The sequence below is a fragment of the Streptomyces sp. URMC 126 genome, assembly GCF_051386555.1.
Classification (GTDB): Bacteria; Actinomycetota; Actinomycetes; order Streptomycetales; family Streptomycetaceae; genus Streptomyces.
In genome coordinates this window covers 1-11,581 of the sequence record NZ_JBPQTX010000228.1, presented here as the reverse complement: position 1 = coordinate 11,581, position 11,581 = coordinate 1, and the positions used below count along the sequence as shown (strand labels likewise).

The following is an 11,581-nucleotide window of genomic DNA, read 5'->3' as shown; positions in this document are numbered from 1 at the left end:
CTCCCCCGCCGCCCCGTCCCCTTTCCACGCCCCGCCACCGGGCCCGGGCTTCCCCGGCCCTATCATCGGGGCGCGAGTGGTCTTTCCAGGTGCCGACAGCACCTCGAAAAGCGGGGGTTCCGGGTGTAGGAAGGGAGTTGTTCATTGGATGCGGAGGTGCTGCGCCAGATGCTCACGGAGCGCCGGGCAGCCATCAGCCCGGAAGGGCTGGGGCTGGTCCGGATGGATCCCCGGGGAAGAAAGTCCCCGGGTTTGACGCAGGCCCACATGGACCACTTACTCCTGCGCGCTCCGGGCACGTACGGCAAGCTGGAACGCGGCGTCCTCGACAATCCCGCGCCCGAATATCTGCGTGACGTGGCCCATATTCTCGGCCTCACCGAACAGGAATGGGTCGTCTTCTACGGATACGCCCGTGGCGAGCAGCCGCCGTTCCCGCTCGCCGAGGGTTCCCGGATTTCCACCCCCCACCACTGGCGGGAGGTGGTCACCGAGTCCCGTGGCATCACCTACATCAGCGACAGCCTCTGGAACGTCCACGCCTACAGCCGCGGTTTCGCAGGTTTGTTCCCCGGCCGCCGCGTACCGCACAACACCATGCACTGGATGCTTTTCGACCAGGGCGCCCGCACCGTCACACTGCTCGACTGGGAGAACCGGTGGGGACCGGTGGCCGTTCCCCAGCTCCGGCTGGCACTGGTCCGGCACAAAGGCGACCCGGTTCTCGAGTGGCTGACGGACCGTTGTCTGGCCGACCCGCTGCTGAGCAGGTGGTACCGGAGTGTCCCGTCCGGACACGCCCACCCGGACGGAGCGATCCGGCCGTGGCGCCACCCGGAGCGGGGTCCCGGGACCGTCACCATGTGCGTCAGCGAACTTTCCGGGTTTCCCGGGCTACGCCAATTCCAACTCACGTTCCGAACGGACGAGGAGACCGCCACCGAATACCCGGAACCCGATCTGCGCAGCCACGACCCCGCCGGGTTCTATCCGGCCTGCGCACCCGTGCCGTGACCGGATCACGAACGCCAGGCGCCGGTACCGCCGGTGGCGACGAAGCCCGGGCCGAAGGCGAGCAGGAGCCCCGGGGCGTCGGCCGGTGGCGGATCCTCGTGCGTCCGGGCGAGGACGTCCAGAACGGCCACGCCGCCCAGGTTGCCGTTGGCGGCCAGGCTGTCCCAGGAGTGCCGCAGCCGCTCACGGTCCAGCGCGAGTTCCTCGGCCACGCTGTGCAGGATGCGCGGCCCGCCGGGATGGGCGACCGTCCATTCCGGCCGGAACGGCCGCTCGGCGGCGGCGGTCGCCAGCCAGTCCTTGAGGGCGGGCATCGCCTCGCCCGCGGCTTCTATGGCCTTGCGGCTGGAGTTGAAGTGGAAGCCGCTGCCGTCCAGATGTGCCCAGTAGCGGTCGCGGCTGTACGGGAGCAAATACTCCCAGGTGGAGTCGATCCGCAGACCGGGCGACAGCGGTTCGTCGGTGACCACGCAGGCGCCGGCCCCGTCGCCGAAGAGCACCTTGTAGATCATGGATTCCACCGAGGTGTCCCGCTGATGGTAGATGGCGCTGAAGGTCTCGGCGACGGCCACCAGGCACCGGCTGCCCGGGTGCGCGGCGACCAGGTCGGCCGCGCGGACCAGGCCCTGGGCGCCACCCGAGCAGGCGAGGGACGCCATCGGGACGCGCCGGATGTCGGGCCGCAGGCCGAGTGCCTGGACGAGGTGGACGTCGAGTCCGGGGACCGCCCACGAGGTGCTGTGGCTGGTCACGAGGCAGTCGATGTCCGCGGGCTCCAGGTTCGCGTGGGCGAGAGCGCCGCGAGCGGCTTCCTCGGCGAGCCGGCAGGCGTCGGCGAAGGCCACCCGGTTGCGCTCCTCGACCGGTGCGTCGCCCGAGACGGTCGGCGAGCTGAGCGGACGGGCGAACCTGCGGGTGACGACCCCGGTGGCCCGGACGATGCGCAAAGTGGCGGCCAGGCGCGGGAGTTCGCCATGGTGGGACTGGATGTCGTCACAGATCTCGTCGGTGGTGACGACGTGTTCGGGCAGCGCTATGGCGGGCCGCGCGACGTAGGCGGGCAAGGGGTCCTCCACGGTGGGTCGGTGCGGGGGGCTGCACCCGGCGGCGGCCACCGCGGGGTGGCCGTCCGTCCGGGTAAGTTCGGGCTCATGTGGCGCGGAGGATCGCCGGTCCGGTGTGCCGGCGTTCCTCACCCGGGCGGAAGATCATGACCATGAGGCGGGCCCGCGGCGAGGCGAGCGGCTCGGCCGTGCACAGGGACACCCAGCCCGGGCCGAGCCGGGCATGCCGCAACGGCCGTTCGTCGCCGTCCGGGTGGATGTACGACCCGCCCCCCGCCTCGTACAGCGGGCCGGCGACCGGGTCGGCCAGGACGTCCTTCTCGATCCCCGAGAGCGTCTCGTCGTGCGGCAGTGCCGCCATCGCGGCGCGCAACTGCGGCAGCACCATGGGGAGCCAGTGCTCGTCCCAGCCCATCAGGACCTCACGGGCCTCCGGCGCCAGGAGCATCCACCGCATGGTGTTGGTGGGAACCCGTCCGCTCGGGAAAATCTCGGCGAACGCCTTGTTGTACGTGACCACCCGCCAGGACTGGTCCGTGATGTAGGCGATGTGGGAGATGCCGTCGATAACGTCCTGCCACGCTCCGCGGACTTCCGTACCGGACCGCGGGTGAAGCGGCGTCGGCGGATCCCGGTGAAGCGTGTAGAGCCAAAGCAACGACCACTCGTGTTCGTTGAACGCCAGCAGCCTGGCTACATCCCGCAATAAGTCCTCGGGTGGATTGGGGTAGTTACCCGTCTCCAACCTGTTGTACGTTCCGTGAGTACGGTGCAACAGTTGATCGATCTGCGATTGCGTGAGCCCGGGAGCCCGTCGTCCCTGCCGGGACGGCCTACTCAAACCGTATTCTTCCGGGGCGATGAGCGCCCTTCGTTCGCGCAACAGCCACTGAAGCGCCCCCTTGTCCATCTACCCCCCATTACCACGCCTCCCCCCACGAGGGAAGACGCTTTAGTCCGAGAGTTTTTCGGAGGAAAAGTTCCCCGCTGTAATGATCGCATCTCTCCTGCATCATCAGACTCGGGTTCGACCTACGGGGGTGATCGAACCCGATTCGCCGTCCACGGCGAGTGATGCATCAGTTACGGGAGGGGAACATGCGATCATCCTTCGACGGGAAATGGCGGCAGTGGGCGGAGTTGATACGGCGCCAGTTACCGCGTTCGGGTTTACGTTCTCCCTTCAGGGCCGCCACCGCTCATCGCGAAGTTAGCCCTGTCCTCAACGGCTGAAAAGACACCCCACGGCAAGTGAGGGATCGCGGTCCGACGGAGGGGAACCGTCGGGCTCCCGCCACACGGTCGGCCCTGTTCACGGGTGCCGGGCCACGGCGGGCACCGATCACGGGGACGCCGCTGATCTAAACGCAAAAAGTGGGCAAAAACAAGCCTTTCCAGGTTTGCGAATGCCCCCGCCGGGATCAGGACGCGACGAAGCGTCCACGCACCGGTGTGAAGGAACCGGACCGAGCCCGTCGCGCCCCACCGCCGCGGGCCCGTAACCGTTGAAGGGGCGTCCCGGGGATCCGGGAACAGCCCTTAGGGCCTCCCACGCACAGAAGCCCGAAGAGCCGCCGGAAGCCTCCGAGAGCCGCCGATCGGAGGGCCGCCGGGAATCCCGAGACCCGGAGAACCGCCGGCAGACGTCGTCGAGCATCGGCGAGAGACGCCCAAGCCGTCACCGGGGGCGACTGTCGCTCCGGGCGCGGCCGTTGTGGACGGCCGTGGACGGGCGCCGGCCCGCGCGAGCGGGCGAGCGGGCGCGTCAAGCGAACCCCGGCGTCAAGCCGCCGCGGCCGGCTGGTCCGGGCGGATGATGGCGAACGGCGCCCCGTACGGGTCGGCCAGCCAGGCGATCCGGCCTACTCCGGCCACGTCGGCGGCCGGCATCAGGACCGAGCCGCCGCCGCCCTCCGCCGACGTGACCACCGCGTCCGGGTCGGCGACGGCGAAGTAGGGGATCCAGCGCGGCCGATCGCCCTCCTGGAGGGGGGCCACCCCGCCGAAGGACGCGTCCCGTTGGTCGCCCTCCGCCGTGGAGAGCACCTTGTAGACCATCCCCGGAACCTCCATGTCCGTGACCCGCCACCCGAAGACACCGCGGTAGAACGCGTACGCCGCGGTCGGGTCGGCCACGTGCAACTCGGCCCAGCACAGCGCGTTCTCCTCCGAGGCGCGTTCCAGTCCGCCCACGCGCGCGGGCTGCCAGACGGCGAACTCGGCGCCGCCCGGGTCCGTGAAGCAGGCCATCCGCCCGGCGTCCATCACGTCGAACGGCGCCACCCGCACCGTGCCGCCGCCTTGCTCCACGGACTTGGCGGTGGCGTCCGCGTCCGGTGTCCGGAAGTAGACCGTCCAGGCCGAGGACGCGCCCTCCTCGGTCAGGGGACCGACGGCCGCGACGGTGGCGCCGTCGCGGCGGAAGAAGCCGTAACCGCCCGCCTCGGGACCGGCGGACTCGAAATCCCACCCGAAGACCGCTCCGTAGAAGTCGGCGGCCCGTCCGGTGTCGGGGCTCCCCAGATCGAGCCAGGTGGGCGAGCCGGTGACGAAATCGGTGGTGAGCATGGCCGTGAACCCCGTCTCTCCTCGTACCGCGGGCCTCGCGCCGCGCGCGGCGTCTTCCCGTCTTCTGCCCCGTTCCCAGTCTGGCACCGGCCCCGGGCCCCCGCCCGGTACGGCACGGGCCGCCCGCGTGCGCCCCGGCGGCGACCGCGCGAGCATGGGGAGAGGGGAGGCGAGGGGAGGTGAGGGGAAGTACGGCGCGGTGCGCCCCGCGGCACGCGTCACGGCGCCCGGACGGGGCACGCGCGAGGGGGAGACCACGAAGGCGCAGTCAGGAGGTACCACCATGACCACCGCCAAGGACATCATGCACGAGGGCGCGCAGTGGATCCCCAAGACGGAGACGCTGCTCAACGCCGCCCGGCGGATGCGCGACCTGCACGTCGGCGCGCTCCCCGTCAGCGACGAGAACGAACGCCTGTGCGGCATCATCACCGACCGGGACATCGTGGTGAAGTGCGTGGCCGAGGGTCACGACACGTCCCGGTGCACCGCCGCCGACCTGGTCCAGGGCACGCCCCGCTGGGTCGACGCGAACGCCAGTGTGGAGGAGGTGGTGCGGGAGATGGGCACCCACCACGTCCGCCGGCTGCCGGTGATCGAGAACAAGAAGCTGGTCGGCATGATCAGCGAGGCGGACGTCGCCCGCAACCTCCCCGAGGACCAGGTGCACGCGTTCGCGTCCCAGGTCTACGCGACGCCGCCGCAGACCTGACGTCCCGAGACAGCGCCGGGCCGGTCCGGGGCCGTCTCCGGGGCGGTCCGGGGCCGTCTCCGGTCCAGGACGCCTCCGGGCCGGTCCCGGAAGCGCGCGGGCCCGCTTCCCCGGCCGGCAGCCCCCGGACGGCAGCCCCGCCGGGTCCCGGGCGGCTCCGCGCCCTGTCCGCGCCGCCGCCCGCCCGCTATCCTCCGAGCACGCCCGCGCCGGGCACCCACCGCCACGGTCCGCGCCGGCCGCGCCCACGGCCCGCGTCCGTACCGCACCCGCACCGCGGGCGCACGGTACGCGCCGCCGGACGCCCGGTGCGCTCGGAGGTCGTCATGCGCCCGCTCACCGTCCCGCGCCCGCTCCTCACCCGCCGCACTCGGCACCGGCTGGCCGCGGACGCGGCGCTCCTCGTCGTGGCCGCCGCCTTCGCCGTGCCGCTGCTCTGGCTGGCGCTGGCCTCGGTGGACGCCGAGGCGGGGCTGAGCGTACGGGCCCCCGACGCGCCCACGGCCGGCAACTTCTCGGCCGTGCTGACGGACGAGATCACCTTCACACCGATGCTCAACAGCCTGCTGCTGTGCGGCGGCGCGACCGCCCTCACGGTGGCCTGCGCGGCCCTCGCCGCGTACCCGCTGTCGCGCTCCCGGTCCCGCTTCGCCCGCTCCTACCTGCTGACCATCCTCTTCATGACCTGCCTCCCGATCACCGCGATCATGGTGCCGGTGTACGGGCTCTTCGTCCGGATCAACCTCGTCGACACCATGTCCGGCACGATCCTCTTCCTGGCCGCCGCCCAACTGCCGTTCGCCGTCTGGCTGATGAAGAATTTCATGGACGAGGTACCGGCATCGCTGGAAGAGGCGGCCTGGACGGACGGCGCGGGCCGGTTCACGACGCTGGTGCGGATCGTCCTGCCGCTGATGGGACCCGGTACGGCCGTCGTGGCCGTCTACTGCTTCGCGCTGATGTGGGGCAACTTCTTCGTCCCGTTCCTGCTCCTGCTGTCGCCGGACCGGCTGCCGGCGTCGGTCACCGTCTTCACGTTCTTCGGCAACCACGGACAGGTGGCCTACGGTGAGCTGGCCGCGTTCTCGATCCTCTACTCGACGCCCGTCGTCCTGCTCTACGCCCTCGTCGCCCGCCGGCTCGGCGGCGGCTTCGCCTTGGGCGGGGCGGTGAAAGGCTGACCGCACGGGCCCGGGCGCCCCTGCGCCCCAAGCGCCTGGCGCCCTTCCCCGCGCGCCCCGGAGCACCCCCGCGCGCCCACGCCGTGCGCCCCCAGGATGACCGCCGTCCGTCTCAAGGACTACGCGCCGGGCCCCGCCGCTCCCGAAAGTGCGACGTCGCATTCCGGTCCAGCGGCTGACGCCCGGCCGGTTTCCGGCGCGGAGACTGGACGGGTCCCTGTCCCCGTCCGTTTCCGCCCGCACGGCCTCCGGTCCCGTCCGGTGCCCGCGGAAGCGGCAGTCCCGTCCCGAGGAGCCTCCTTGTCCCCTACGGCCGCCCCGACCACCCCCCGCACCGGAGCCGTCGTGGCCCGCGCCACCGGCCTGAGCAAGGTCTACGGCGAGGGGGAGACCCGGGTGACCGCGCTGGACGCGGTCGACGTCGAGTTCCGCCGGGCCGAGTTCACCGCGATCATGGGCCCGTCGGGTTCGGGCAAGTCGACGCTGATGCACTGCATGGCCGGCCTGGACACCGTCTCGTCCGGTTCCGTCCGGATCGGCGACACCGAGCTGTCCGCGCTCGGCGACCGGCAGCTGACCCGGCTGCGCCGGGACAAGGTGGGCTTCGTCTTCCAGGCGTTCAACCTGCTGCCGACGCTGACCGCGCTGGAGAACATCACCCTGCCGATGGACATCGCGGGCCGCAAGCCCGACCCGGCGTGGCTCCAGGAGATCGTGACCGCCCTGGGCCTCGCGGAACGGCTCGCCCACCGGCCCAACCAGCTCTCCGGCGGCCAGCAGCAGCGCGTCGCCGTGGCCCGCGCGCTCACCTCCCGCCCCGAGCTCGTCTTCGCCGACGAGCCCACCGGCAACCTGGACTCGCGGGCCGGCGCCGAACTCCTCGGCTTCCTGGGCGAGTCGGTACGCGCCTTGGACCAGACGGTGGTGATGGTCACCCACGACCCGGTGGCGGCCTCGTACGCGGACCGGGTGCTGTTCCTCGCGGACGGGCGGATCGTGGACGAGATGCCGCGGCCGACCGCTTCGGCGGTGCTGGACCGCATGAAGGCCTTCGAGGCCCGCGGCCGGACGAGCTGACCGCGCGGCACACGAGCACGGGCGCCCCGCCGCCGACCGGACAAGCCGACCGGACAGCCGCGTCCGGACAACCTCCGAGCACCTCGACCGGCACCCGGACAACCGGCACCCCACCGGCACCCGGACAACCCACGTGCCGCCCGGCAGCCGACGACCGGGCGGGCCCCCTGACCCCCACCCGGCGTCCGGACAACCGGCGCCCCACCCGGACAACCGGCCCCCACCGGCCGACACGCCGGCGCGCCAGCCGACACGACAGCCGCAGGCCCCCACGCCGGCCACCGGCCGACCAGACCCCCGATCCCAGGACCACCCATGTTCCGTACCGCCCTGCGCAACCTCCTCGCGCACCGGACGCGCCTGCTGATGACCGCCCTCGCGGTCCTCCTCGGCACCGCCTTCGTCTCCGGCACGCTGGTCTTCAGCGACTCCGTGAACAAGGCGTACCGCGACAAGACCTCCCGCAGCCTCGACGACGTCGCCGTCTCCGTGACCTCGTCGGGCGGCGGCCCGGGCCGGGACGGCGGGCTCGGCCCCCGAGCGGCCGACCGGATCCGCGCGCTCCCCGGCGTCGCCTCCGTACGGCCCTCCGTCACCGGAACCGTCACCGTCGCCGACCGCCACAACGAGTCCGCCGGCAGCGAATGGGGCAGCACCGGCGCCAACTACGTGCCCGGCCCGGACGGCAAGGACCGCCGCTACCCGCTCGTCACGGGCCGCGGCCCGCGCTCCGCCGGAGAGGTCGCGCTCGACACCAAGACGGCGGCGAAGACCGGCGCACGGCTCGGCGGCACCGTACGGCTGGCCATGGACGGGCCGGTGATGACGAAGAAGCTGGTCGGCACCGTGAAGACCGACGACCCCCGGGTCGGCGCCGGCGGCAGCCTGGCCCTCTTCGACACGGCCACCGCCCAGAAGCTCCTCGGGACCCCGGGCACCTTCGACGAGCTGGTCGTCACCGCCACCCCCGGCACCGACCCGAACGCGCTGACCGCCCGCGTCCGTGCCGTCCTCCCCTCCGACGCGCAGGCGAGGAGCGGCACCGAGCTGGCGGCCGAGCAGTCCAAGGCCATCGACGAGGAAACCGGCGCGATCCGCAAGACGTTCCTGGTCTTCGCCGCGGTCTCCCTCTTCGTAGGCATCTTCATCGTCGCCAACACCTTCACCATGCTCATCGCCCAGCGCACCCGGGAGATCGCCCTGCTGCGGGCCGTGGGCGCCACGCGCCGCCAGGTCGTGCGCTCGGTCCTGATCGAGGCCGGACTGCTCGGCCTGATCGCCTCGGCGGCCGGCTTCCTGCTGGGTCTCGGGGTGGCCGTCGGCATGCGGTCCCTGCTCGGCGCCAACGGCGCGGAGCTCCCGGACGGGCCGCTGGTCGTCACCCCCACGTCGGCGCTGTCCGCCCTCGGCGTCGGGTTCCTGGTGACCGTCCTGTCCGCCTGGCTGCCGTCCCGCAAGGCGGCGCGCATCGCTCCCGTGGAGGCGCTCGCCGCCGTGGACGCGCCGGCCACCACCCGGAGCCTCGTCGTACGCAACACCATCGGCGCCCTCCTCACCGGCGCGGGCGTCGCGACGATGCTCTACGTCAGCACCCTCGACAACGCCCGTGACCTCACCGTCCCCATGGCGGGCTCGGTGCTCACCCTCGCCGGGGTCATCGTGCTGGCCCCGCTGCTGTCCCAGCCCTTCGTCCACCTCTTCGGGCGGATCGCGGAGCGCTTCTCCGGCGTGAGCGGCCGGCTCGCGCGCCGGAACGCGCTGCGCAACCCCCGGCGTACGGCCGCGACCGCCTCCGCGCTGATGATCGGCCTGACCCTGATCACCGGCCTCACCGTGACGGCGATCTCCGCCGACCGGGGCATCGACCGGATGGGCGACCAGGACCTGACGGCCGACTACCAGGTGAGCACCGCGGGCGGCCGGGGCCTGGACCCGGCGACCGCGCGGGCGCTGGCGAAGCTGCCCGACGTCGACGCGGCGGTCCCGCTCCGCGTCACCGGCTTCGAGTCCGGGGGCGACCCGGCGGGCATCCGGGGCACGGACCCGACGTCGGTCGGCAAGGTCACCGACCTGAAGGTCCTCAAGGGCTCCCTGTCCGACGTGCGCGGCACACGCGTGGCCGTCAGCGAGGATTACGCTCGCAAACGGCACCTGACGGTCGGCTCGTCGCTGCCCATGACGTTCTACGACGGGAAGCGCGCCACGGCCCGCGTCGTCGCCGTCCATACGAAGAACGACGTGCTGAGCGACGTCCTCGCCGCGCCCTCCCTCGTCGACCCGCACCTGGACCGGGTGCGGGACCAGGAGGTGCTGGTCAAAGCCGCGCCCGGGAAGGCCGACGGGCTGCGCGCGCGGATCCGGGAGGCCCTGGGCGGCAACCCGGCCGTCAAGATCGACAGCCGTGACGACCTGCGCCGCTCCGCCGCCGGCGACATCGACGACGTCCTGTACCTGATGTACGGACTGCTGGGCGTCGCCGTGGTGATCGCGGTGATCGGCGTGGTCAACACCCTCGCCATGTCGGTCTTCGAGCGCACCCGGGAGATCGGGATGCTGCGGGCGGTCGGTCTGGCCCGCTCGGGCGTGAAGCAGATGGTGCGGCTGGAGTCCGTGATGATCGCGATGTTCGGCGCGGTGCTCGGGGTGGGACTCGGCCTGTTCCTCGCCTGGTCCGGCGGGCATCTGCTGCGGACGTCGTTCCCGCAGTACGAGATGGTCGTGCCGTGGGGCCGGATCGGGGTGTTCCTGCTGCTGGCGCTGGCGGTCGGGTTCCTGGCGGCGGCGTGGCCGGCGCGGCGGGCGGCGCGGCTGGACATGCTGGAGGCGATCGGGGCGCAGTGAGGGGGCCGGGGGCTCGTTGCGGGCGGGCCCCCACCTCGGGGTAAGTACCCACCTTATTGTGCGTACTTGAGCGGGACCGCCGCCTGGACGAGGCTGAGGGAGCGCGCGCAGCCGAGCACCCGTCCCGCCTCTCCAGGAGCAGAAACCCATGAGCAACACCCCTGTCACCGTCCTCGGCCTCGGCGCCATGGGCAAGGCACTGGCCACCGCCTTCCTGACCAACGGCCACCCGACCACCGTCTGGAACCGCACCGCCGAGAAGGCCGAGCCGCTCGTCGCCCTGGGCGCCGTCCGCGCCGACGACGTCGTGGCGGCGGCGGGCGCGAGCGAGCTGGTGATCGCCTGCATCTGGGACTACGCGTCGGTGGAGCAGACGCTGAAGCCCGCGGCCGCCGCCCTCAAGGGCAGGACGCTGGTCAACCTCACCAACGGCACGCCTGACCAGGCCCGCCGGATGGCCGCCTGGGCGGACGAGCACGGCATCACGTACGTCGACGGCGGCATCATGGCCATCCCGCCGGGCATCGGTACCGAGCAGGCGTTCATCGTCTACAGCGGTGCCCGAGAGGCGTTCGACGCGCACCTGCCGGTGCTGGAACTCCTCGGCGCGGCCCGCTTCGTCGGCACCGACCCCGGGCTGGCGGCGCTGTACGACGTGTCGCTGCTGAGCGGCATGTACGGCCAGTTCATGGGCGTCATGCACGCCCTGGCGATGACGTCCTCGGCCGGGGTCCCCGCGGAGGAGTTCACTCCGCTGCTCACCGCCTGGCTGGAAGCCATGGCGACGAGCATCCCGCGGTTCGCCGAGCAGATCGCGTCGGGCGACCACTCGCAGCACGTCGTCTCCAACCTCGCGATGCAGACGGCCGGTTACGGCAACCTCATCGCCGCCGCCGAGGAGCAGGGCGTGCGCCCGGTCTTCCTCACGGCGCTCCAGGAGCTGATGGTGCGGCGCACGGCGGAGGGGTACGGCGCGGACGACCTGACGAGCGTCGTCGAGTTGATGAAGAAGTGAGGCGGCGCCCCCGCGCGGGGGGTCGCCAAGAAGCGGGGGGGGGGGGGGGGGGGGGGGGGGGGGGGGGGGGGGGGGGGGGGGGGGGGGGGGGGGGGGGGGGGGGGGGGGG

9 protein-coding genes are annotated in these 11,581 nt (G+C 72.4%); 6 read left to right on the top strand and 3 right to left on the bottom strand.

The features are described 5' to 3' along the window. Nucleotides 1-267 precede the first annotated feature (267 nt). Entirely contained in the window at nt 268-1,014 is a 747-nt protein-coding gene (locus ACSNOK_RS23920) for an MmyB family transcriptional regulator (RefSeq protein ID WP_436782817.1), read from the top strand. 5 nt (nt 1,015-1,019) lie between these two features. Here ACSNOK_RS23920 and ACSNOK_RS23915 read toward each other — a convergent pair whose 3' ends face one another. From ACSNOK_RS23915 to ACSNOK_RS23905, 3 genes are all read right to left on the bottom strand, one after another. Further along, nucleotides 1,020-2,078, bottom strand: a complete 1,059-nt coding sequence (locus ACSNOK_RS23915) for a type III polyketide synthase (RefSeq protein WP_436782816.1) — start codon at nt 2,076-2,078, stop codon at nt 1,020-1,022. Nucleotides 2,079-2,163: 85 nt separating this feature from the next. Next, nucleotides 2,164-2,988 (bottom strand): MmyB family transcriptional regulator, encoded by an 825-nt coding sequence (locus tag ACSNOK_RS23910; RefSeq protein WP_436782815.1) that lies wholly within the window; start codon nt 2,986-2,988, stop codon nt 2,164-2,166. Between the two features lie 872 nt (nt 2,989-3,860). Then, nucleotides 3,861-4,646: a VOC family protein gene (locus ACSNOK_RS23905; protein WP_436782814.1), complete on the bottom strand. Its 786-nt coding sequence runs from the start codon at nt 4,644-4,646 to the stop codon at nt 3,861-3,863. 283 nt (nt 4,647-4,929) lie between these two features. Here ACSNOK_RS23905 and ACSNOK_RS23900 point away from each other — a divergent pair, with 283 nt between their 5' ends. From ACSNOK_RS23900 to ACSNOK_RS23880, 5 genes are all read left to right on the top strand, one after another. Next, nucleotides 4,930-5,358, top strand: coding sequence for a CBS domain-containing protein (locus ACSNOK_RS23900; RefSeq protein WP_436782813.1), 429 nt, complete (start codon nt 4,930-4,932; stop codon nt 5,356-5,358). A gap of 326 nt (nt 5,359-5,684) precedes the next feature. Then, on the top strand, nt 5,685-6,539 hold the full coding sequence (locus ACSNOK_RS23895) for a carbohydrate ABC transporter permease (protein ID WP_436782812.1): 855 nt from the start codon (nt 5,685-5,687) through the stop codon (nt 6,537-6,539). A 300-nt stretch (nt 6,540-6,839) separates the two neighbouring features. Next, nucleotides 6,840-7,616 carry an ABC transporter ATP-binding protein gene (locus ACSNOK_RS23890; RefSeq protein ID WP_436782811.1) on the top strand — a complete coding sequence of 259 codons (777 nt, stop codon included), beginning with the start codon at nt 6,840-6,842 and terminating at the stop codon, nt 7,614-7,616. A gap of 315 nt (nt 7,617-7,931) precedes the next feature. After that, the gene (locus tag ACSNOK_RS23885) at nt 7,932-10,457 is read left to right on the top strand and encodes an ABC transporter permease (RefSeq protein WP_436782810.1); all 2,526 of its coding nucleotides are present in this window, start codon (nt 7,932-7,934) and stop codon (nt 10,455-10,457) included. Between the two features lie 148 nt (nt 10,458-10,605). Next, entirely contained in the window at nt 10,606-11,472 is an 867-nt protein-coding gene (locus ACSNOK_RS23880) for an NAD(P)-dependent oxidoreductase (RefSeq protein WP_436782809.1), read from the top strand. Nucleotides 11,473-11,581 lie beyond the last annotated feature (109 nt).

Excerpts from the sequence above, each read along its gene's own strand:
- ACSNOK_RS23880 (WP_436782809.1), top strand. The coding sequence starts at position 10,606 with ATGAGCAACACCCCTGTCACCGTCCTCGGCCTCGGCGCCATGGGCAAG.
- ACSNOK_RS23895 (WP_436782812.1), top strand. The coding sequence starts at position 5,685 with ATGCGCCCGCTCACCGTCCCGCGCCCGCTCCTCACCCGCCGCACTCGG.
- ACSNOK_RS23885 (WP_436782810.1), top strand. The coding sequence starts at position 7,932 with ATGTTCCGTACCGCCCTGCGCAACCTCCTCGCGCACCGGACGCGCCTG.
- ACSNOK_RS23910 (WP_436782815.1), bottom strand. The coding sequence starts at position 2,988 with ATGGACAAGGGGGCGCTTCAGTGGCTGTTGCGCGAACGAAGGGCGCTC.
- ACSNOK_RS23905 (WP_436782814.1), bottom strand. The coding sequence starts at position 4,646 with ATGCTCACCACCGATTTCGTCACCGGCTCGCCCACCTGGCTCGATCTG.
- ACSNOK_RS23900 (WP_436782813.1), top strand. The coding sequence starts at position 4,930 with ATGACCACCGCCAAGGACATCATGCACGAGGGCGCGCAGTGGATCCCC.
- ACSNOK_RS23920 (WP_436782817.1), top strand. The coding sequence starts at position 268 with ATGGACCACTTACTCCTGCGCGCTCCGGGCACGTACGGCAAGCTGGAA.